We start from the raw sequence: 21,267 nt of genomic DNA on the forward strand, positions 1-21,267 counted from the left end.
CCCTTTATTTATTGTAAATATTACTTATCGAGGGTTATTTAGGAAATTAAATCTATACAAATAATGAGAAGAATATTATGATGAGAAAATAGAAAAAATAGGAGTAAATGTAAATGATAAAGAAGAAAAAGATGATGAAGTATAGTTTAGTTGTGATAATGATTATAGTAGGTTATATAGGATTTTTACAATATAACATTTATAAGCATGGTCATATGGAAGCACCGAACGATGCAGACTACATGATTCTTTTAGGAGCAAAGGTGAAAGGAACAGAGCCTTCTTATTCTTTACAATATCGTATTGATAAAGCAGCGGAATATTTAAAAACACATGAACAAACGATTGTTATTGTATCCGGTGGTAAAGGAAAAGGAGAAGACATTTCAGAAGCACGGGCTATGAAAAAAGGATTAATGAAACAAAGTATTGCAGAACAAAGAATTATAATGGAAGATCGTTCTACAAATACAGATGAAAATATTGAATTCTCAAAGTCTCTTATTCCAGCAAATAAGAAAAAAGGGATGATTGTTACAAATGATTTTCATATGTTTCGGGCCAAAAAAATTGCTGAAAAACAAGGGTTGAAGGTAAATGGACTTCCTGCGAAAACACCTAAATCGATTATTATTCAGTCAAATGTGAGGGAATATTTTGCGATTACACAGTATTGGCTAACGAATCGTATATAGTAATAAATCTTACAAAAATGTAATCTGATTGAAGGGTAAAACGATAGTTCCTAAAGTAGTGAAGTGCCATAATAAAGGTAACAAAAACAACGAAACTTTAGGAGTGAATCGTATGAAAGGCAATAATATTTTATCTTCACTTTGTTATTTTAGTATTTTCTTTGCACCGTTTCTATTCCCAATCATCGTCTACTTTATTGCAGAAGATGATGTGAAATATCATGCGAAAAAGGCATTTTGGACACACATTTTCCCATATGCAATTTTGTTTGGTGGATTGGCATTTTCAGGTGTATTCGGTTTAAGTTTTGGAGAATCCGCAAGTGTTGGAATCGGAATGATTGTAACCTATGTAACTTTTGCAATTGTAGGTATTTATTACTTTGTTTGGAATATTGTTAAAGGTGTTAAAGTGCTGAGAGCAGCTTAAACGATTTATTTTTTCAAGAATGAAAGAGGACGAATGGTTAAAAATTCGTTCTCTTTTTGTATAGGTTTGAAGGGTTCTGCTTTAATTGAGGTGAAAAAAGAGCATATTATATAGAAGTTTTTAGATGGGCATAAAAGTTGTGATAAATGAAAAGGATATGTTAATTTTTCAGTAATAAGAAATAAGGAGGCTTTACTATGAATGAGATGATACATAAAATGGAGCAACATACATCAGTTCGGAAATATAAACAAGAACCAATTCCTAAGAATATAGTGGAAAGAATGGTACAAGCAGCGCAGTATGCAGCATCATCACATTTTGTTCAGGCGTATTCAGTTATGTACGTTACAGATGAAAATTTAAAGGTGCAATTGGCAGAGTTATCAGGTAATCGTCATGTGAAAGATTGCGCGGCATTTTTTGTTTGCTGTGCAGATTTAAAGCGCTTAGAAACAGCATGTGAGAAACATGGAACAGAGATTAAACATGATGGTGCAGAGGACTTTATTGTAGCTACAGTAGATGCATCCTTATTTGCACAAAACTTAGCGCTCGCTGCAGAATCACTAGGATATGGCATTTGTTATATTGGAGGAATCAGGAATAATCCAGAAGAAGTGAGTGAACTGCTCCATTTACCAGATAAAGTATACCCGGTATTTGGGATGACAGTTGGAGTACCTGATGAAAGTCATGCAGTGAAACCGCGTTTGCCAGTTGAAGCGATTTTACATGAAAACGTATATGACGAAAATAAATATGATGAATTACTAGAGGAATATGACCGTACGACTAATGAATATTATAAGGGAAGATCTACAAATCAAAAGGATGTAACATGGACAGGATCAATGAGTGCTTTTATGTCAAAAGAGAAAAGAATGCATATGAAGGAGTTTTTGAGTAAAAAAGGGATTAATAGAAGATAAGGTAAAAACAAATCTGCATTAGCAGGTTTGTTTTTAGAAGGAGAAGTTTTTTACTTTCGAATATGTATAAGTGTGTCGAAAGTAAAGGGGCTGATGAAATGAAAAAAGCATTGTTTTTTCTATTTGATGGATTTGCAGAATTTGAAGTGAATCTAGCGAGTTTATTTTTAAAGAGTAAGGGATTTGAAATTGTCACAGCAAGTGTAGATAATGCGACTGTTACAGAAGAAGGAGGTTTCCAGTGTAAACCGCATATTTCCATAGATGGCATAATTGCAAAAGAGTATGAGATTTTAATTGTCCCCGGCGGAGATATCTTTCATCATCTAGAAAATCCTAAGTTATTATCGCTTGCCCGAGAGATAAATGAACAAAATAAATGGTTAGCTGGTATTTGTGCAGGAACCGCTTTATTACAAGCAGCTGATGTGTTGCTAAATAAAAGATTTTCAACTTCTTTAACACCAGAAGTGGAGAGTCTAGCACATTTCCATGAGTGGAAGTATAAACAAAGTATAGATGTAACAGTGGATGGGAAAATCATTACAGCAGTTGGCTCTGCTTATGTCGAGTTTGCAGCTGAAATCATTAAACAACTCAATTTGTTTGATGAGGGAGAAGAGAAAGAAACACTCCTGTATTTTAAAAACATAAAAGAATTAAGTAAAAAGACCTTAGCGTAGCTGAGGTCTTTTTTTATGAAAATATTTCTAATTTTTCATTGACGTTTACATTGTAAGTTGTTAATATACTGAATAATTTTGCAAAATTATAAAATTGATTCGGTAGAAATCGAATCAAAGAGAGGGGAATTTATGTTGCGAGTTACATCATGGTTTGAACGACATGTCAAAGTTGTATATTCACCATTTCGCGAAATGTTATTAAGCTTACATGTTTTATCTAATCCTACTCATCATGTAAAACGATTAGAGTGGGCAGAAAATGTATTAAATCAGATGGATCAGGAGGAAAAAGAAATATTATATGAGATTAATGAGAAAAGCGATGACTGGTTACATTTTATAGATTGGTGCTCTGAGTTTCAGGCTGAAGTCTATGTTGAAGAAGGGATTGAAAAATTACGAGTAACGGATACAAAAGGCTTTCAATCATTTTTTCCTAAGTTAGAGAAAGAAGTAGTTTGTAATTTTTTATATCAATATCATCAGCGCTATTTTGCACGAGAGTTATTTCAAATAGAACCATGGCTAGAACGATCTGTATATGATGTGAAAGAAACAATCAAACAAAACCCGTTGTCCCTTTCTAAAAACTTGCATCCGAGATTTTTAATTGATGAAAAGGAAATAATCTTTTTAAAAGCCCGTACTTGGCAATATCGTTATGAGGATTTATCAGCAATTACATTATATCCATCAACTTTTGTCGCACCTCATTTACTAATAGATAATCTTATTTCTACTCATATAAAAGTCTATTATGAGGTGGAAATCGCATCGTCGTATACAGATGAAGTACCAAAGGATCTTTTGCGAATTCTACAAGCGATATCAGATGAAACGAGATTAAAAATGCTAAGAGATTTATCCTTTCAATCTTTTTGTACACAGCAATTAACAGAGCGGTATAGTCTTACAAAATCAACGGTTTCCAATCATTTAAAAATGTTAGAGTCTACAGGTCTTATACAAAAGGAACGAAAAGGTTATTACGTATTTTATAAAACAAATCGAGAACGATTAGAACAAATTCGTGTTGATTTAGATCAATTTATGGATTTCCCAATTGTTCAAAAATTAGAGGAGGGGAGAACATGTGGCTAACGTTTATGGCTACATTTCGTCGTGATTTCTATACGATGCGTAGAGCGTACCCATGGTCATTTTTTTTAGGGCATATTTTAACTGGTGTATATATCGTATTGTTTGCTTATCTAACATATTATTTTATGTTTCAAGGAAAGTTAGATGCTAATTTTGCAAAGTTAGGGAAGACGGATGATTATCTTTCTTACGTTATATTAGGAGCTGTTTTTTATTCATTTTCTGTTTCTCTATTAATGATTGTGAGCCGGACATTGATAACCGAACTGCGTGAAGGGACGCTTGATGTTTTATTATTAACGCCATCATCTCGGCAAGGTTATTTTCTAGGAGCAGCTGCGCAAGGAATATTGCGTGTGGGACTTGAATTTATCGCGATTTTTATTTTTGGTTTGTTTTTCGGATTACAGTTTCGAGAAATAAATATGATACCAGTGGTACTTTTATTATTTATTTTCTTTTTTGCTATATTCGCTCAAGCACTAGTGTTGGGGGCTTTTATGCTCTATTTTCGTGATACATATTTAACACAAAATACATTGTTTATTTTTATGAGCCTTGTCAGTGGTGTGTTTTTTCCAGTAGGTTATCTTCCTGCATTTTTACAACCTATGAGTGTATTGATGCCGCTCTCACATGGTTTATCAGCATTTCGATTGTGTATGATTGAAGGTGGGAATTTAGCTTCCATACAAATTGAACTTATGTGGTTATTGGGATTAGGAGTTGTGTATTTTATTGCGGGTGTATATGCGATGAAACGAATGGAAAAGTATGTGATTGAAAAACATTTTGCATAGGAGGGCTTATCATGATACAAGCAATACAACTTGTAAAGCGGTATGAGTTAAAAGAGAAAGTAGGTTTTTTTCGTAAAAAAAGAAGAGTAGTTGAAGCGGTAAATGGTTTGGATTTAACAATTCAAAAAGGAGAAATTGTAGGATTGCTAGGTGTCAATGGGGCTGGGAAGACAACAACGATTAAAATGCTAGCTACGCTTCTTGAACCAACTTCAGGTGCCATTACAATTGATGGTATAGATAGTACAAAGCAAGATTTACTTGTAAAGAAAAAGATCAATATGATTGCAGGTGGAGAACGCATGTTATATTGGCGTTTAACAGGTAAAGAAAACTTACAATATTTCGGGAGTTTGTATGGATTAAAAGGAGCCGAACTAGAGGAACGTATTCAGTTTCTCCTTGGTCAAGTAGAGCTCAAAGAAGCTGCTGATACGCCTGTAGAACGATATTCAAAGGGAATGAAGCAACGTTTGCAAATCGCAAGAGGTCTTATTAATGATCCAGATTATTTATTTCTTGATGAACCAACATTAGGACTTGATGCACCTGTAGCGAAAAAGCTGAGAGAAATGGTATATCGATTGGCTCGTTAACAAAATAAGGGTATTTTGTTAACGAGCCATTATCTTGAAGAAGTAGAGGAACTTTGTGATCACCTTTATATTATTGAAAAAGGACGACTTCTTTATGAAGGAACTCCCGATAAAATTATCCAGTCTATTGTCCGTGAATATCGTTTAGAAATTGTGATTCCTGAAATGAAGAATGAAACGATAGAACGATTAGAGTATTCTTTAGGGCTGAAGGAAATTCAATATGAAAAAGAACATACGGGTGAACATATACGATATGAACTAAAGGCATCTTTTGATATGACAACAACGGTTTTATCATTATTAACAAAATATCAAATTCGTATATTACAGTTAGAAACACATAAAGCAAGATTGGAAGATGCAATATTACAAATTGCAAATGAGGTGAGTGCGTGAATATATTTTTTGCAGAATGGAAAAAAAGTCACCGCAATCATTTTCATAGTAAGATGATTTATTTTTCTTTATTCATTTGGCCGGTTTTATTATTTGCAACTGCTTATTTTTCGGTGAAGCCATTTGATACTTCAAATAGTAGTACACTTGCCAAATGGATGGATCCAAAGCAGATTAGTTTTTTTCTCCTTACAGGTTATATTGGATATGTTTTCTTTTGGAGCCTCGTTCAATCGGCATGGCAAATGTCATGGGAACGCCAAAATGGAACACTTGAACTTATATTTTTAACACCAGCATCGCGTGTATGGATGATGTATTGCCGGGCAGGAGCAAATTTAATAGAAGGAGTATGGATGTTTACGATGTTTTCGATTCTCATCGCATTGTTTCTGAATGACACACCGATACCACCAGTTGAAAATATTGTATTTGCTTTTATGATTTTATGTATTTCGGCTGTTGTGTGGGGGGGGTTGCTTAAATACGATTTTTTTATTTTCACGAGATGCTAGTATTCTATTTACAATATTAGAAGAACCGATGCAATTTTTTGCGGGTGTACGCATTCCCATTGTTGTATTACCACTATGGGGCAAAGTACTAGCAGCTTTGTTTCCATTAACGTATGTACTTCAAATTTTCCGTTCATTATTAATGGAAGGAAAAAGTATTATAAATGTATTTCCAGAGTTAGGTTTATTAGCTAGCTTATTAATCATTTTAATTGGAATATCATATGTGCTTGTTCGAAAAGCAGAAAAGCATGCGAAACGAACAGGAAATATGGTTTTATTTTAAGGAATGGGGAGAGAGAAATGGGAATATTTCAAGGTGCAGCGGCATTATGTAAAAATAATGATGGGAAATTGTTAATGGTATTGCAAGGGCGCCCAGATGTAAAAGAAGCAGAACTAAAATGGTCTATTCCATCTGGTGGGAAATTGGAAGAGGAAACATTTGAGGAGTGTTGTATACGAGAAGTGAAAGAGGAAACGGGATATGATGTACGTGTCATTAAAAGTATGTACGAAAAGAAGGGGAATAGTAATGGATATGATGTTCACATTGTGTATTATGAGGTAGAAGTGATTGGAGGAAATAAAGAAATATGCGATCCAGATGGATTAATTTATGAAGTGGCTTGGAAAAGCAGTGAAGAAATAGCAGGTATTACCCTTTCTTTTCTAGAAGATAGAAAGTTATTGCAGGGATTCATAGATTGTACAGCAGGTGATGAAATCTAAGCGCTGATACACATGAAAGGAAAGAAAAAAGATGATATACGAATTGCAGAAAGACCAGTTTATGAATTGCAAACATCTTCTACAAAAGGAAAGGCATATAGAAGTGCAAGCTATCATTGAAGGGAATAATTCGGGCTGTATATTTGTTGACAATGCGAGCGAACCACGGTCTGGTTTAGTTTGGCTTGGAAATTTAGATGGTTTTGTATTTATTGGTGAGGCAAATAACAAAATGTTTAACCTTGAAATAAAAAAGGTTTTAAGGGAACAAATTGCACAAGAAGCAGCCTGTTTGGACTTGAAGTGGTTTGAAGGATTTGGTCATCAAGTAGGGTGGGATCGTACAATTAGAGAAATATTATGTGAACAATCATACGAGGAATCCAATCAAAAAGTATACAAATTATATGAAAGTGCGTACAAAACATATAATGAACCAATCATTGATGAGGTATATACAGTATTAAAAGTAACGAAGGAAAATCTTGTGACATACTCTTTGCTCAAGCAATCATTTTTCGTTTCACAAATTACATCATTTTGGAATTCGGTGGAATCATTTTTTGAAAAAGGAATTGGGTATGTGATTTTGCATGAGGATCAAGTGGTGAGTCTTTGTTTTTCAGGATTTGTAAGTGGGAATATGCATGCGGTAAATATCGAGACAATTTTGGAACATAGAGGGAAGAATCTTGCCAAGAAAGTCGCACATATATTTGTTCAAGAATGTTTCAAACAAGGGTATGTGCCCTATTGGGACTGTATGGAAGTGAATAAACCTTCAATTGCTATAGCAGAGAGCCTAGGGTTTACAAACATTTTTGATTATATTGTATACGAGTATCAATTTTAATTTGACTAAAGAAAATAAGAAATACCTCAAGGGAAAAGAATGTATTTGATCTTTTTCTGCTTGGTATATTTTTTTCAATATATTTGTAATTGCAGTGGGGGTACTTTTAACTTTGAAATATTTGATGTAGAAAAGCGACTTGTAAAAGTCGCTTTTCTTTATAAATGTGTAATGCCAAAATGATGGGAGAAACACTATTAATAAAAAAGCCTTCACATTAATTATTTGAGCAATCATATTGCCCAGTGAGGTACCGATGATATCTAGTTATTAAATCATCTACAAATAGGATCGTGATAGTGTAGTCCACTCTTCTAAAGAAAGTTTTTCTGTAATATGTTTTAGTTCATCTGGAACATTAACAAAACTAATAAACTCAATACTATTATCATCTGGATCTTTAAAATAGACAGAAGCATTGCCTTGGTTAGGGCGAACAAAAGGTCCAATGGTAGTTCGATTACTAAATGGAACGGGCGTAATATTTCGGTCTTTCAGCCACTTAATAGATGTATGAAGAAACTCGAAGTCTACTTGAAACGCAATATGGCGAAGGGAAGGATGATACGGCGTTTTATATTCTTCTCCTTCCCAAAGTCCGAGCCAACTTTGTTCTTCTACAATCCAAAAGAAGGCAGTATCCTCATATCTTTTATATAGTTTTAATCCCAATGATTCATAGAATGGTATGGATCTTTCTAGGCTGCGAACGGGTAGATGTGATTCGTATAATCCTTTGATCATAAATAATCCTCCTCTTTAGATAATATATTGTTCTTATTTGTAATTGTAATCTATGTCCTTCTAGGTTAAATCAATAAAAAGTATACATTAATCTGTTTAATATCTCAAAAATTCATTTAAAGTTACTTTTAAATGAATATATTTTCTATAAAGTTAAAAATATTACGATTTCATTACAAAAAAGTATTGATTATATTTGTATATAATAATACAATTCTCTTTGTGGAAATAAAAACAAAAATTAAACATTATTTAGGGGATATGGAAAATGAAGAAAGTTATTTTGCCGGTTTTAATGTCTGCAATGTTTGTAGTTCCTGCAGTATCACATGCAGAAAAACAAGAGAATGTGAAACAAAATGCTCCAAAAGCAGCACAGAAAATGCAACAAAGTGGTTGGGTAAAAGAGGGAAATACATGGTATTTCTATGATCAAAATGGTATGAAGAAAACTGGTTGGTTACAAGATGGAGGAAAATGGTACTACTTTGATGCAAACGGAAAAATGAAAACGGGTCGTATTGAAGAGCAATATAATGGTTACTTATTAGGAGCAGACGGTGCGCTATATACCAATGAAGGATGGGTTCAGTATGAGGGAGATTGGTATTACGTTCATCAAGGTGGAAAGCTACACTGGGATTTTCTTGAATATAATGGTAAGACATACTTTTTAAATCCAGATAATAATAAAATGCTATTAGGTTGGATAGGTTCACATCCAGGTGGTAATTATTTCCTTTATGATGGATCAATGGCAACAGGTTGGAATTTAATTGACAACCATTGGCATTATTTCAGCGAAAACGGAGCTGCTTATAATGGCTGGCTAAGCTATAAAGAAAGCTGGTATTACTTTGTTGGTGCTAAGATAAAAACAGGTTGGGTACAAGATAATAATACATGGTACTACATGAATGCAGATGGCATGATGAAAACAGGCTGGTTACAAGAGAATGGGAATTGGTATTATTTACAGTCTAACGGTGCAATGGCGATAGGTAAACATTTCATTGATGGAAAATGGTATTCATTCAAAGATAATGGTGTTATGAGTTAAAGAGAACTCTTTAACTATCTTAAAAGATTTTGACAGGAAAAGATGGCAACTGAAATGTTATCCAAGCATAAAAAGTGAAAACATAAAAATTAAAAGGTGACACACATTGTACATCATTAATGTGTGTCACCTTTTGTAATTTAATATTCTATAAAACGGTATATACTTCTTTAATCATCTGCAAAAAAGTATGAAAAACAGTGAGTTGCTACTGTTTGCATGCCTCGACATCAATGCCGGCAGCAATTAATTTTTTTTCGCCTTCTTGTTCAATAATTTTTTGTAATTTTGATAAGAATGAGTCAAAGTCAGTATGTTTGGCAACTTGGAACGTCATTTTATGTTCGATGGGAATCCAAGTATCGATATCGGCTTCGTTATGCTGAATTTTAACTTCTAGTTTATCAAGAGCATTTGCCACTTTCGCTTCGTATGTTTCTTTTGCTTCAAACTCTATCCATAAATTGTACAGTTCGTCCCCAAGAGGACCTTCTAATGTATGTTTAATATTCAAAATGGCTTTTTGTTCATTTTCTTGTTTTTGTAATTGTAATTGTTCGCTGTTCATTGTGTCAAAAGCAGGAATATCCCCGGCTTCTGCTTCCACGAGATCATGGATAATAACCATCTTTAATAGTTTTTCCATGTTTACTTCTTTATCTAAATAAGGCTGAACTAAAACAGCCATAAGGGACATACGCCACGTATGTTCCGCAACACTCTCTTGTCGACCATTAGAAAGCCAGCTATGTCGCATTTCGTATTTAAGTTTTTCTGCTAGTGCAATGACTTTTAAAATGTTATGTTCCATATGGATCCCCCTCATATTGCTATAAACTAATATTAATATAAAAATAGAATGTGTCAATTTTACGTTCGTTTGACTAATAATTCAGAAATATTATAAAATATTTCCATAATATTTTTTTATTTTTACAAAAGACAAAGAAGAAGTTGAAATTGCAAAAATGCTGAGTGGGAGTGAATATAAAATGTACCAACAGACAGCAATTCATGTACTAGATCTTTTGAAAAATATTGTAAATGGAATGAAAAATATTCAGAAAGTGGAAGAGGAATGTAGAAAAATAGAAAGAGAGTTCCATGTGACGTATGCAGAATTAATGAACTTATATAATAAAATGATAGCTTTTCAAAGAGAGATTGAAAAAATGGGTGGTTTATTTGCATACGAACAATCTCAAATGATGTGGTTGAAATCTGAATTAGAACTTTTATATGCTATGTATCAATTTTGTCAGCATTACAATTTAAATATTTCAGATACTTCAAAGGCAATTAGTAAAGAGAAGCTACAATTATTTCCGAAAACAGAAAGTCAACTGCAGAATACGTATTATAAATTAAAAAATCAAGAGCTGCCATTTGAAAATATAAAAAAGGGTAAGCCGGGGCGTAAGAAAAAGCACGAGCCAGAACAGTATGTTTGTGAGAAGGAGAATAGAGTAAAAAGTATAGTGGTCCAAAGTGAAAAGACAGAGAATAATCTGGTTACTATATTATCAGGGATTGTCGATAATTTTGAAACAATTGGTGTAGAGGGCAAGAAACAAGAACTATATCAATTTATGGAAGGGATTTACAAACTTTCGAGTATGGCAGCTGGGCATACAAAAGAAAATAATACACATGAGATACAGAAAGAGCTTCAAAATCTTCGTGCTGAAAATGAGAGATTGAGATATGAAAAAGAAGAGGTTATTTCTAGTATGGACGAAATGACAAATCAAATGAATCGTTTTATTGAGAGCTCTGATATTGATCAAATTCGAACATTACCAGCTTTTGTGAATATGTGTAAACAATATTTGGAGAAAAACAAACTTCATCATGACAAAATGGATACAAAAGAACAAATAATATCTATGAAACAATGAGAGCTACTTTCTATTGTTTTTTATGAAGCTGATAGAAAGTAGCTCTATTATTTTTATGTTAAAATCAAGAAAACTTACAAATTAAGAGGAGAAGTTAATATGAACCAAAAGTTACATCCACGCGTCGGTGTTGGAGCGTTTCTTTTAAACGAGCAAGGCAAGTTATTACTTGTACGGAGAAAGAAGGCACCAGAGCAAGCGCACTGGAGTCTCCCAGGTGGAAAAGTGGAATGGATGGAAACAGCAGAAGATACAGTTGTCAGGGAGATTCAAGAAGAGGTAGGGTTAGAAATTGAACTCACATCGTTATTATGTGTGACGAATCACATTTTACCTGAAGAAGAAGCACATTGGGTATGTCCGACGTATATTGCAAAAGTAACTAATGGGATAGCAGAAAATCTGGAACAACATGCTATTAGTGAAGTGGGGTGGTTTTCATTAGATAGTCTTCCAGAACCATTAACTTTAACTTTACAAAATGCTTTGAAGGAATATGAGAAACTTAAATAAGTATATGGAAATATAATGTATCGGGCTCTGAGTAGAGAGGAAGAAAACCTTCGCTGAGGATTAGCAGCGGGATAAATGTAATCAAGCTATCTTGTTTTAAAGATAGCTTATTTCTTGTTAATTGAATCAAAATTCAGAATTTTATTGACTATACATTTTTTTCTTTTTATATTAGTAGGTATAGTAATAACTACTAAAGGAGTAGGGATATGACAGAGGCATTATTTTTACAGGATACATATAAAAAAACTGTCAAACAGAAGTAACAAGAGTGGATGGAAACCGAGTATTTGTAAAAGAAACGATATTTTATCCAACTGGCGGAGGACAAGAATGCGATACAGGCGTACTTACATAAGGTGAGAATACTTTTGAAGTTGTAAAAGTAAAGAAAGCAAAATCGTCGTTTTGAAGTACGCGCTGTCATGTAAATGCAAATAGAGGTAAATTGAAGTGAGGGATTACAGTGGATGAAGTCATGAAAGAATTGCAAAAGTTAGGGTTTTCACAATATGAATGTAAAGCATACATCGGTTTATTAAAACATTATCCTGCGACAGGATATGAAATTAGTAAACAAACGGGTGTACCGCGTTCCATGATTTATGAGGTACTTGGGAAATTGATGGATAAAGGCGCAGTGCATTTAGTACCATCAGAACCAGTTAAGTACGTTCCAGTATCGGCAAGTGAGTTAATGAATCGAATGCGACAAGATTTTGAAAAGTCATTTGATTTCCTTGATCAGAAGTTAAATTGTTTAGAGCAGGAGCGTCAAGTAGATGTAATCTCTCATATTCGTACGGATGAACGAATTTTAAAGGAAATAAGTAACATTATTGAGCGTGCAGAAGAAGAGTTATGGATTTCTGTATGGGAACAGCAAGTGAGCGAGCTGGAGCCTCTTATTCACAAAAAGGAACAAGAAGGTGTACTTGTTTTTTCGATACTTTTTGGGGCACCTCAAACAAAAATAGGAACAACATTTCATCATAATTATATGACTCCAGATGTTGTGAAAGAGCGGATGGGGGGGCATTTAACAATTGTTGCACGAGATGGAAAAGAGGTGCTTATTGCCAATTTTTCAGAACATAGTACATCATGGGCTGTTACAACATATGATCCAGCATTAGTGCTTGTCGCAACAGAATATATTCGTCATGACATTATGGTTGAAGAAATTACACAGGAATTTGGTCCTGATAAATTAGATGCATTATGGCGTGGTAATGCAGATTTAGTTCACGTTGTAACGGGTAAACGCTTGATGCAAGAAACGAAGGGGGAAGAGTGATGGCAAGGGCTGAAGTACAGATGACAATGCACGGGAATGAAACATTTCAACAAGGAGTGAAAGATTGTTTACCAACTGTACTAGGGTATTTAAGTATTGGTATCGCAGCTGGTGTAATTGAAAAAACAGCAGGGTTTTCGTTAGCAGAAATAGCATTAATGTCTACTTTGATTTATGCTGGTTCCTCACAATTTATACTCGCTGGTATGTTTGCCGCTGGAGCACCTACTTCTGCAATTATTTTCACCGTATTTTTTGTCAATCTACGTCATCTGTTAATGAGTGCTGCGCTTGCCCCGTATTTAATGAAGGTTCCTTTCTTGAAAAATATGATAATTGGCTCGCAAATTACAGATGAAACATTTGGTCTTGCGGTTCAGCAAGCTTCAAAAAAGAAGTATCTAAGCGAGAGATGGATGCTTGGTTTAAATGTGACAGCATATTTAAACTGGATCATTGCGAATGTCATCGGTGGTATTTTTGGTGAGTGGATACCAAACCCTCATACGTATGGTATGGATTATGCTTTACCAGCTATGTTTATTGGATTATTTGTCCTGCAGTTAATGAGTAGTCATCCAAAATTAGTCATTCATCTCAGTGTTGCGATTGTGGCAATTATAATCGCATATAGCATACATTTTTTCGTTCCGGCAAGCGTAGCAGTTATAATTGCAACACTTACGGCAGCGACAATAGGGGTGGTGATTGAAAGATGGAAGTAAGAATCGATGTGTTATTACTCTTAATTGGAGCAGGTCTGGTTACTTTAATTCCGCGCCTATTACCGCTCATTGTATTTAGTAAAATACAAATTCCAGATTGGGGATTAAAATGGTTAAGTTATATACCAATTGCTATATTGGCGGCGCTCCTTGCTGAAGTGCTCTTTATGAATAAAACGATGCAATGGGATTATATAATTGCAGCAATTCCGACATTCTTTGTTGCTGTTTATACACGTAGCCTGTTAGGAACAGTGTTAACTGGGGTGATTGTGATTATTTTGTTACGTTTGTTTATATAACAAGGATTTCTTTCATAGTATATCGAAGAGTGTAATATCATGAATGAAATAGGGGTGGTGTTATGATTCTTTTAACGATAGGTGCTATTTTGTTTATAGTTTTTATCTTCTTCATCATTGGTCTGCTTACTTTTACAATGCTTGTTAATAAAGCAACTCCACAAATTTACTACACACCTTGTGATTCCATGACAATACAATCTCATAAAAAAAATAGAGGGAAGAGAAGTTGATTTTAGGCTTTTCTTCCTCTTTTTATTTATCCCGCGTTAACGGGCAGTAAGACCCCGTCTCAAAATTCAGAAAAAGTAAAGAAGTTAGGTGGGGGATTTTCGGCACCGGGATAGGGTTGTTTTTAGATACTTTCATTCTTTATTCTTCCTCTAGTATTTTTTCGACGCTTTCATCACAACAAGTTCTATCTTTTGCAATTTGGATGGCTATAGCCTATGCACTATATCTATTCATTCCTGTATGGATGGAACGATCGTTTGCGAAATGCTTCCTATTTACGTGTAGAAAAAGGAGCTGATTCTTAAAAATCAGCTCCTATAAAACAAACTTACATTTTAGCAATTCCTTGTAATAGTATGCCGAAGAGTAGACTGATAAAAGAGAAAGCACCGACGGATACAGAAATAATTCGATTATTTTTCCATTCTTTTATGAAAACCATAAATCCTAAAATACAAAGAAAATACCAGATTGGTAGAAAAATAAAATCGCTAATATAATCAGGGAGTAATGTATAAAAACTAGTCAAAACTAAAATCCAATGTCCAAGAAATAAGGTCATAACGATAAAGGAATGTCGATAAGGACGGTTTAAATATTTACGATTTTTAAGAGTTGTAAAAATGAAAGCTAACGTTATGAGAATGATTAGAATAACGAAAGCAAGTAAAAGTAATGTAAATGACATAGCAAAACTCCTTTAATACATTTGTTTCGTTATAGTTTTTAGAAGAAATGAATCAATCATTTCATATGCTTGTTTTGTAGATTGTTCGTTATAGTTTGTAGTATAAGGATCCAGAAATCCATGATTTCCTGGGAACTGTTGTATATGTAGAAATGAGTTGTCTTGTCTTTGCAATGTCGTAATAAGAGAAGAAATGGAACAGTTCAATTCTGTTTCTGGAAAAATTAAAAGAGTAGGACATGTAGGAATAATATAAGAGTAGTCTCGTATGCGAGAGCCATAGCAGCCAATAATAAAATTAACTTTTGGATTGTTACTGCATAGCCAAGAGATGGTTGCGCCAATGCTAAAACCTATGAGTCCAATATATGGGTAATTTTTTGAAAACTGTATAATCATTTCTTCAATTTTTTCTTTTCCATGTTGAAATCCAACGTTTTGCATAAAATGGGAGTAAGCTTTTTGTTCATCATTATAATGAAAAGGAGCATCTAGCTGTAAAAGACTTGGGCAGAAGATATCTATCTGTGGTGAAGAAAACCTGGATATGACATCCTGTATATGCTGATTTATGCCGTATATTTCGTGAACAACAATCAAAGCTACTTTGTTCTTCATTGATTATAAACCTTTCCTCTGAAAATTATATTCTCTTTCTACAACACATATTTTCATATGAAAGCTTTCATACCATTGTTCACGACCTCTTTGTCTTGCTATAGTATGTGCTGCATTTTCTCTCCATTGTTTAATTGCTTCAAGTGACTCCCAATATGAAATTGTAATACCGAGACCAGATGCATCCCGTACGCTGTCAACGTTTATAAAGCCAGGTTGCCCTTTAGCGAGTTTTTCCATTTCTTCAGCGACATCGCCATAATCAGTCGTGTCTTGTGAAAGCTGGGAAGTGAATATAACTGCATAATAAGGTCCGTTACTTTGCTTTGTATCCCTCATCGTATCCCTCCAAATATACTTATGGATTGTATCATATCATAAAGATTGAATAGTATGTCTTTTGAGTATAAAAATGTTTTGAGAAATATCACGGACCGTATTGGGAGAACTGTTGAAAAAATAGAAATTTACGTTATTCGTGCAGTGATGATAAAAATATTTGGAAAGACAAATCATACGGCATACAAGAAAAACCCCACTTCAAATAAAACTGAAGTGGAGTTTCTTATATTTCTTCTAGGCTATTAACTGGAACTGTTAATTCGCGATCTGGATTCGTTGCATCATATATGCGGGCGGTTTCATTGCTTTCATCAACATGTTGAATCATAACGGGCATGCCTTGAAAACTAACATGCGCTTGTTCTGATGACTCGGAAAGCTCTTTTGCACGTTGTACATTCATTCTTACATTCCTCCCATCTTTATTATTTTTGCTGAAAAGGAGGAATAATATACCATTTTGAGGTGGCTTTAAAGTTTTTGTATTATTTGTAATGTTTCTTTAATAAGCGCAGTAAATGTCGAATCAGGAAATTCTTGTATTGCATGAAAGGCTTCGGTTGCTTCTTGAAGCGCTTTTTGTTTATTCTTGAGCTCCATATAACAAAGAGCACGGTAAGCACCTCCGGTTATAACCCATGCTTGATCCAGTGGATGAAGCATGTAATCCGGAATTGTCGCTTGTTTTAATGTTTCTAATGCCTCTTCATATTGTTTAAGGCCGTATAGAGCTTTTCCTTTTTCTACGTAATAAAGTCCGCTTTCTATAAAGGTCGGTTCGTTTTGGAGTTTTTGTCTAAATAGCTTTAGATAGTGTAAGGCTGAAGGATACTCATCCATTATTGTGTTATAGTAATAAGCTTTTAATATATCTATATTTGCAATAGATATGGTATCTTCTGTAAAAATAGCAAATTGCTCTGATTTATTTATATAGTGTAAATATTTATCTTTATCAGCTACTAATACCTTTTGATAAGAAAGAATTCGATATAATTCATCCGTTTTATAATATACTTGATGTTTTTTTGAGAATTCCAATGCTTGTAAACTAACCTTTTCACAGTCTTCATAATTGCCGTATGCGAGTAAAACAATTGCTTCACATAAGAAAAGTTCTATTTGTATAATAAGGTCCATTTCTAATTGTTTTGTTTCATATTCTTTTTGAATAGATGCAAGAAGATCTAGACATTCTTCATATTTTTTTCGTGTAAATAATACATGACAAAGCATTAAATTTGTTTGTGTACTTTCACGATATAAAGCATATTTTTGAAAAATTGCTACGGCTTTTTCGATATAAGAATGTATGTTGTAATCTTTTAAATGGAAAGCAGCGCTTATAAATTGTTTATATAAACGAGCTGTATTTAAAGTGGACGGTAGTTCCTTTTGAACAATAGGTAGCAGTGTATGATATACTTCTTCAAACTTCTTATGTTTTATAGCTTGTTCCATTTTGGGAAGCAGTTTTGCCACTTCTTCATTATCTTCTTCCAGTAAAAAACTCGCCTCACATTCAAGCTTACTAGCAAGATATTGTAATGTCTTCATAGAAGGCGTTGCTTTCCCATTTTCAATTTGACTCAGCATACTTTTCGTTAATTCTGAGCCCGCTAATTCTGTTTGTGTAAGACGCTTTTCTTTTCGTAATGCTTTAATTTTTTCACCAAGAGTAGCCATATTGTTGCTCCTTTATCATAAAAAGTTAAATACGATTAAACTTTTTGTTGTCAAAATCTGAAGAATGATTATATAATAAATTTAACACAATTTAACTTTTAAGGGGAGAGTGACGTAATGGGGGATGTAAGTATAAGTCAAAATGATCCCAGAATCAAAATTGCAACGAGAAATATCATTTTGATGATGATTGGAAAAATGACTTCTTTATTAGGTGCAGGGATTTATACGTTTGCAATGGGGTTATATGTTTTAAAAACAACAGGATCAGGAGTAGGTTTTGCAATTACACTTATTTGTGGCTCAATTCCAAGAATGGTATGTGGACCAATTGCAGGGGCTGTGGCAGACCGAATAAACAGACGGTGGGTTGTTATTGGTGCAGACCTATTAAGTAGTCTTATCATGTTAACAATGTTTTTATTTTCTACTTTATTTGGTATTTCGCTTCTATTCATCTATGTATCTGCAGCACTGTTATCAATATGTGCAGGTTTTTACTCTGTTTCCTTTACAGCTTCTATTCCAACTTTAGTTGACAGTACACGTATTCAACAAGCTAGTTCTTTAAATCAAACAGCGACATCACTTTCGACTATTTTAGCACCGATTATTGGTGGAATGGTGTTTGGTTTGTCTTCAATGAAATTCTTTTTTCTTTTAAATGGTATTACATTTTTTTTAGCGGTAATTGTACAGTTCTTTATTGTATTTGATCTGTATAAAGTACAATCAGAACAGAAGAAAGCTCATTTTTTATCCAGTATTAAAGAAGGGTTTTTATATGTAAAAAGACGAGATGATATGTATACGATGTTAAAAGTTTTTATTTGGATTAACTTCTTTGGTAGTGCACTTTTTGTTGCACTTCCGTATATTATCGTTCAAAACTTACGCTTATCATCTCAACAACTTGGTGTTGTAGAAGGAATGTTGGCCGTAGGAATGTTAGTTGCGTCAATTCTTTTATCTGCTCGTAAGGAAATGAATAATTTGTTTCGCACGGTTCGCATTGGTTTATCTACATTAGCAGGTTTGTACTTGTGTACTGCGTTTCCGTTATTAGTTACAATTCCAGGGGTGATAAGTTTTATTTACTATATAATTTTCATGCTTCTTTTTGGAATAACGAGCATTTCCATTAATGTTCCTCTTCAAGTATATGTTCAAAAAACAACTGATCCACAATATTTAGGACGTGTTTTTGGGTTAATTGAAACAATTTCTACAGCAATTACGCCTCTTGGAATTATTTTGTATGGGTTTTTATTGGATATGATTCCAACTAGTATCGTAATGATTATCTCGGGTGTTGGAGTGTTGTTTGTAGTATTATTAGGGATGAAACAAGTGGATGTGAAAAAAAAAGTGGATGTATCAGCATAGATGTACAATGTTTTTCTAGGAAAACTTCATTTTGAAGGAAATGAAGTTTTTTCTTTTTTGAAAGTGTTTTTTAGTTATGATAAATTAAATTTAGAAATCCATGTTGAATGGCAAGAGAGAGGGAGAAGAACAACATGAAATACAAAATGGTTGTAATGCTTTTTGTACTGTTTATAGTGGCTGGATGTAGCAGTAATTACGATATCCAAGTTGATACAGGTATGCAGGCATTAAAAGATGAGAAATATAGTGACGCAATTATGTGGTTTGAAAAAGCAGAAAAAGAAAAATCTACGAACGAGGTAAAAGCCTATAAAGAAGTTGCTAGCCTGATGGATCATGGTGCAACGGCGTTAAAAGATGGTAAATATTTAGAAGCAAAGGATGACGCGAACCAAGTATTACAAACGAAAAAGGATGCATCCCTTGAGAAATCTGTAAAGTCAAACGCAGAAAATATGCTTCAAAAGGCAAAAGACATTGAAGAAAAAGAAAAGGAAAGAATTGCAAAGCAGAAAAAAGTGGACGAAGAAGGAATTGATAAAGTAATTAAAGCGGTAGATAGTATTGATGAAGTAAAAGAAAAGCAGAAGAAAGCTGGAGAAGTATTGGATAAAGCTGAAAATGCACAAGAAAAAATAGAAGCGAAGAAAAACTAATAGAATAGTATTTGAAAAGGTATGTATGAGGCTGTCATTTTTATGACAGCCTTTCTTTTTGAACATTTTTTAACAAATGAAAGAAATAAAAAAACACAGGAAATATTTGGTATGATAAAGTTATTGGAAAAGTTTTCTACAAATCATAAGGGGGCTATGAAATGAGAAAATTAGATGAAAAAGTTGCTTTTGTTACCGGTGCTGCAATGGGGAATGGTGCTGGAATTGCCCATGTATTTGCTGAATTAGGAGCGAAAGTATTACTTGTTGATATTTCAGAAAAGGTTCATGAAACAGCAAAAGAAATTGTTAGTAAGGGGTTAGAAGCAGCTAGTTACGAAGTAGATGTAACTGACTTTGCAGCTGTAAAAGAAATAGCAAAAGATGTATACGAAAAATATGGGAAGATTGATATATTAGTGAATAACGCAGGAGTTATTCGTCTTGCTAACTTTTTAGAGATGTCAGATGAAATGCGTGATTTTCAATTTCAAGTAAATATTAACGGTGTGTGGAACTTCTCTAAAGCAGTCTTGCCATATATGATTGAGAAAAACTATGGAAAAATCGTGAACATGTCTTCTGTAACAGGAACGCTAGTTGCAGATGAAGGAGAAACAGCTTATGCGACAATCAAGGCCGCTATTTGGGGATTTACAAAAGCGTTAGCACGTGAAGTAGCCAAGCATCATATTACGGTAAATGCGATTTGTCCAGGCTATATTATGACGCCAATGGCAGAGCAAATTGCAAATGAGTCTGATCCAAATGAACCGAATAGTGTTATTGATGGAATCGCTTCAGGTGTTCCGTTAGGACGTTTAGGGAAAATTGAAGAAGTAGGACAATTAGCTGGATTCCTTGCATCTGACGAATCAAGTTACATAACAGGAACACACATTGTAATTGATGGTGGAAGTACATTGCCAGAAACAGTTTCTGTTGGTGTGGAGTAATATTTAAATATAGGAGGAATCTTAATGTTTTTAGGGTTGCTCCTATTAGGGTGTTTTTTTGTATAATTAGAAAAATCAATTTTGTTACAATAACTTGAATTTCCACTATTTCATCAAAAAAAGGAATATAATAAATGTATAACCTATTACAAGGAAGTGTAACTTATGAGTACAGTAGCTATCGTATATGGTATTATTCTTTCTACTATTATTGCTTTATTTGTTTTTGGAGTTTCACGTTATATCCACAAATGGAAAGAAGGGATTGCAAAGTTAAATCATATTGAAGAAGAACTTGGCGATTTAATGTTACATCATGGTAAGTAAAGAGGTTTATTTTTTAGTTAAACAATGTGAAGGATATCACAAAACATGCTAGCATTGTGGAGCATGTTTTTTTGTTATGTAAAAACGATAGTA

At 33.8% G+C, this 21,267-nt stretch carries 26 protein-coding genes and 4 pseudogenes; 23 read left to right on the forward strand and 7 right to left on the reverse strand.

Annotated elements, in window-relative coordinates; all coding sequences use genetic code 11:
* The first annotated feature begins 116 nt into the window (after positions 1-116).
* The 10 genes and pseudogenes from JDS96_RS12230 (at position 117) to JDS96_RS12275 (ending at position 7,739) form a co-directional block, all read left to right on the forward strand.
* A complete protein-coding gene (locus JDS96_RS12230; RefSeq protein WP_033671070.1) occupies positions 117-695 on the forward strand; it encodes a YdcF family protein in 579 nt (192 codons plus the stop codon).
* Between the two features lie 112 nt (positions 696-807).
* The gene (locus tag JDS96_RS12235; RefSeq protein WP_018764335.1) at positions 808-1,125 is read left to right on the forward strand and encodes a magnetosome magnetite crystal formation protein family; all 318 of its coding nucleotides are present in this window, start codon (positions 808-810) and stop codon (positions 1,123-1,125) included.
* Between the two features lie 197 nt (positions 1,126-1,322).
* Entirely contained in the window at positions 1,323-2,057 is a 735-nt protein-coding gene (gene nfsA, locus JDS96_RS12240) for an oxygen-insensitive NADPH nitroreductase (RefSeq protein WP_199666992.1), read from the forward strand.
* 98 nt (positions 2,058-2,155) lie between these two features.
* On the forward strand, positions 2,156-2,740 hold the full coding sequence (locus JDS96_RS12245) for a DJ-1/PfpI family protein (protein ID WP_199666993.1): 585 nt from the start codon (positions 2,156-2,158) through the stop codon (positions 2,738-2,740).
* Positions 2,741-2,872: 132 nt separating this feature from the next.
* Positions 2,873-3,844, forward strand: coding sequence for an ArsR/SmtB family transcription factor (locus JDS96_RS12250; protein WP_199666994.1), 972 nt, complete (start codon positions 2,873-2,875; stop codon positions 3,842-3,844).
* The gene (locus JDS96_RS12255; protein WP_199666995.1) at positions 3,835-4,644 is read left to right on the forward strand and encodes an ABC transporter permease; all 810 of its coding nucleotides are present in this window, start codon (positions 3,835-3,837) and stop codon (positions 4,642-4,644) included. Before JDS96_RS12250 ends, JDS96_RS12255 begins: the two co-directional genes overlap by 10 nt.
* 11 nt (positions 4,645-4,655) lie before the next feature.
* Positions 4,656-5,639: pseudogene (locus JDS96_RS33025) on the forward strand (ABC transporter ATP-binding protein).
* Positions 5,636-6,440 (forward strand): annotated as a pseudogene (locus JDS96_RS33030) (ABC transporter permease). Before JDS96_RS33025 ends, JDS96_RS33030 begins: the two co-directional pseudogenes overlap by 4 nt.
* Positions 6,441-6,457: 17 nt before the next feature.
* Positions 6,458-6,886, forward strand: a complete 429-nt coding sequence (locus tag JDS96_RS12270; RefSeq protein ID WP_199666996.1) for an NUDIX hydrolase — start codon at positions 6,458-6,460, stop codon at positions 6,884-6,886.
* Positions 6,887-6,917: 31 nt separating this feature from the next.
* Positions 6,918-7,739, forward strand: a complete 822-nt coding sequence (locus JDS96_RS12275) for a GNAT family N-acetyltransferase (protein WP_199666997.1) — start codon at positions 6,918-6,920, stop codon at positions 7,737-7,739.
* A 279-nt stretch (positions 7,740-8,018) separates the two neighbouring features.
* Here the strand turns inward: JDS96_RS12275 and JDS96_RS12280 are convergent, their stop codons facing one another.
* The gene (locus JDS96_RS12280; protein WP_018782499.1) at positions 8,019-8,483 is read right to left on the reverse strand and encodes a VOC family protein; all 465 of its coding nucleotides are present in this window, start codon (positions 8,481-8,483) and stop codon (positions 8,019-8,021) included.
* 268 nt (positions 8,484-8,751) lie between these two features.
* On the opposite strand from JDS96_RS12280, the gene JDS96_RS12285 reads away from it, so the two are divergent.
* Positions 8,752-9,543 (forward strand): N-acetylmuramoyl-L-alanine amidase family protein, encoded by a 792-nt coding sequence (locus JDS96_RS12285; protein WP_199666998.1) that lies wholly within the window; start codon positions 8,752-8,754, stop codon positions 9,541-9,543.
* A 208-nt stretch (positions 9,544-9,751) separates the two neighbouring features.
* Here JDS96_RS12285 and JDS96_RS12290 read toward each other — a convergent pair whose 3' ends face one another.
* Positions 9,752-10,354, reverse strand: a complete 603-nt coding sequence (locus JDS96_RS12290; protein ID WP_003206650.1) for an HD domain-containing protein — start codon at positions 10,352-10,354, stop codon at positions 9,752-9,754.
* Positions 10,355-10,535: 181 nt separating this feature from the next.
* Between JDS96_RS12290 and JDS96_RS12295 the strand changes: the two genes are divergently transcribed.
* From JDS96_RS12295 to JDS96_RS32060, 8 genes and pseudogenes are all read left to right on the forward strand, one after another.
* Positions 10,536-11,441, forward strand: a complete 906-nt coding sequence (locus tag JDS96_RS12295) for a DNA-binding domain-containing protein (protein WP_199666999.1) — start codon at positions 10,536-10,538, stop codon at positions 11,439-11,441.
* A 99-nt stretch (positions 11,442-11,540) separates the two neighbouring features.
* On the forward strand, positions 11,541-11,954 hold the full coding sequence (locus JDS96_RS12300; protein WP_199667000.1) for an NUDIX domain-containing protein: 414 nt from the start codon (positions 11,541-11,543) through the stop codon (positions 11,952-11,954).
* 209 nt (positions 11,955-12,163) lie between these two features.
* Positions 12,164-12,309 (forward strand): annotated as a pseudogene (locus tag JDS96_RS32055) (alanyl-tRNA editing protein); the annotation flags it as partial.
* Positions 12,310-12,420: 111 nt separating this feature from the next.
* Positions 12,421-13,251, forward strand: coding sequence for a TrmB family transcriptional regulator (locus tag JDS96_RS12305; protein WP_199667001.1), 831 nt, complete (start codon positions 12,421-12,423; stop codon positions 13,249-13,251).
* Positions 13,251-13,976 (forward strand): AzlC family ABC transporter permease, encoded by a 726-nt coding sequence (locus tag JDS96_RS12310; protein WP_199667002.1) that lies wholly within the window; start codon positions 13,251-13,253, stop codon positions 13,974-13,976. The genes JDS96_RS12305 and JDS96_RS12310 overlap by 1 nt, the downstream gene beginning before the upstream one ends.
* Positions 13,967-14,278 carry an AzlD domain-containing protein gene (locus tag JDS96_RS12315; protein WP_033796026.1) on the forward strand — a complete coding sequence of 104 codons (312 nt, stop codon included), beginning with the start codon at positions 13,967-13,969 and terminating at the stop codon, positions 14,276-14,278. Before JDS96_RS12310 ends, JDS96_RS12315 begins: the two co-directional genes overlap by 10 nt.
* 62 nt (positions 14,279-14,340) lie before the next feature.
* Positions 14,341-14,511: a DUF3951 domain-containing protein gene (locus tag JDS96_RS12320; protein WP_003196553.1), complete on the forward strand. Its 171-nt coding sequence runs from the start codon at positions 14,341-14,343 to the stop codon at positions 14,509-14,511.
* Between the two features lie 83 nt (positions 14,512-14,594).
* A pseudogene (locus JDS96_RS32060) lies at positions 14,595-14,810 on the forward strand (hypothetical protein); the annotation flags it as partial.
* Positions 14,811-14,840: 30 nt separating this feature from the next.
* Here the strand turns inward: JDS96_RS32060 and JDS96_RS12325 are convergent.
* The 5 genes from JDS96_RS12325 to JDS96_RS12345 form a co-directional block, all read right to left on the reverse strand.
* Positions 14,841-15,200: a hypothetical protein gene (locus tag JDS96_RS12325; protein ID WP_003206656.1), complete on the reverse strand. Its 360-nt coding sequence runs from the start codon at positions 15,198-15,200 to the stop codon at positions 14,841-14,843.
* A gap of 12 nt (positions 15,201-15,212) precedes the next feature.
* Positions 15,213-15,818: a dienelactone hydrolase family protein gene (locus JDS96_RS12330; protein ID WP_199667003.1), complete on the reverse strand. Its 606-nt coding sequence runs from the start codon at positions 15,816-15,818 to the stop codon at positions 15,213-15,215.
* Positions 15,819-15,821: 3 nt separating this feature from the next.
* Positions 15,822-16,157 (reverse strand): antibiotic biosynthesis monooxygenase family protein, encoded by a 336-nt coding sequence (locus tag JDS96_RS12335; protein ID WP_018764351.1) that lies wholly within the window; start codon positions 16,155-16,157, stop codon positions 15,822-15,824.
* Between the two features lie 226 nt (positions 16,158-16,383).
* Positions 16,384-16,563, reverse strand: coding sequence for an H-type small acid-soluble spore protein (locus JDS96_RS12340; RefSeq protein WP_006094378.1), 180 nt, complete (start codon positions 16,561-16,563; stop codon positions 16,384-16,386).
* A gap of 68 nt (positions 16,564-16,631) precedes the next feature.
* Positions 16,632-17,846 carry a helix-turn-helix domain-containing protein gene (locus JDS96_RS12345; protein ID WP_199667004.1) on the reverse strand — a complete coding sequence of 405 codons (1,215 nt, stop codon included), beginning with the start codon at positions 17,844-17,846 and terminating at the stop codon, positions 16,632-16,634.
* Between the two features lie 117 nt (positions 17,847-17,963).
* Between JDS96_RS12345 and JDS96_RS12350 the strand changes: the two genes are divergently transcribed.
* From JDS96_RS12350 to JDS96_RS12365, 4 genes are all read left to right on the forward strand, one after another.
* Positions 17,964-19,232, forward strand: coding sequence for an MFS transporter (locus JDS96_RS12350; RefSeq protein ID WP_199667005.1), 1,269 nt, complete (start codon positions 17,964-17,966; stop codon positions 19,230-19,232).
* Positions 19,233-19,366: 134 nt separating this feature from the next.
* Positions 19,367-19,891, forward strand: coding sequence for a hypothetical protein (locus JDS96_RS12355; protein WP_199667006.1), 525 nt, complete (start codon positions 19,367-19,369; stop codon positions 19,889-19,891).
* A gap of 161 nt (positions 19,892-20,052) precedes the next feature.
* Positions 20,053-20,847 carry an SDR family oxidoreductase UcpA gene (ucpA, locus tag JDS96_RS12360; RefSeq protein WP_199667007.1) on the forward strand — a complete coding sequence of 265 codons (795 nt, stop codon included), beginning with the start codon at positions 20,053-20,055 and terminating at the stop codon, positions 20,845-20,847.
* 165 nt (positions 20,848-21,012) lie between these two features.
* The gene (locus JDS96_RS12365) at positions 21,013-21,174 is read left to right on the forward strand and encodes a hypothetical protein (protein ID WP_003196574.1); all 162 of its coding nucleotides are present in this window, start codon (positions 21,013-21,015) and stop codon (positions 21,172-21,174) included.
* The last annotated feature ends 93 nt before the right edge of the window (positions 21,175-21,267 follow it).

The sequence above is a fragment of the Bacillus cereus group sp. N21 genome (assembly GCF_016483395.1).
GTDB lineage: Bacteria > Bacillota > Bacilli > Bacillales > Bacillaceae_G > Bacillus_A > Bacillus_A pseudomycoides.